Source organism: Polaribacter sp. IC066, assembly GCF_007997085.1.
Taxonomy (GTDB): Bacteria; Bacteroidota; Bacteroidia; order Flavobacteriales; family Flavobacteriaceae; genus Polaribacter.
The window spans coordinates 1-512 of the sequence record NZ_VORR01000168.1; the positions used below are offsets into that span (position 1 = coordinate 1).

Genomic DNA, 512 nt, shown 5'->3' on the forward strand with positions numbered 1-512 from the left:
TATTATAACTTCTTCCCACTTTACCTACTTCCTTTCCACCAATAACAAACTCATCAATATGAACAATTCCGTCCATTGGATGATTTTCGCTAGATTTCATGGCTTCTCTTACCTTATGCATAAATAAACGTGCTGTTTTATCGGTAACTCCGAAACGAACTCCCATGTAACTCGCAGATAAACTTTTAGTAGTTGTAGACATTTCAAAACAGATAAAAAAAGCTTTTCGTAAACCAAATTTAACTTTATGAAATAAGGTATTTGCAGAGGCAGTTTCTGTATGGCTACAGCTATTACAGGTCCTAGAAAAATCTTTACGAATTTGACTCTTTGAATGCTTACATTTTAGACAAACGAACTCTTGTTCCCATTTAAGATGTGCTAAATATTCTTTGCAATTTTTATCTGTTTTAAACCGTTCAGTAAACTCTAAAAGGTTTTGTCCTGTAAATAAATCCATAATCACCCTATTTTATTGACTTACAAGATATGAAATTATCTACTTACCTCAA

General features: G+C 32.2%; 1 pseudogene. It reads right to left on the minus strand.

Features of this window, described 5'->3' with window-relative positions:
* A pseudogene (locus tag ES044_RS18385) lies at positions 1-460 on the minus strand (IS1595 family transposase); the annotation flags it as partial.
* Positions 461-512 lie beyond the last annotated feature (52 nt).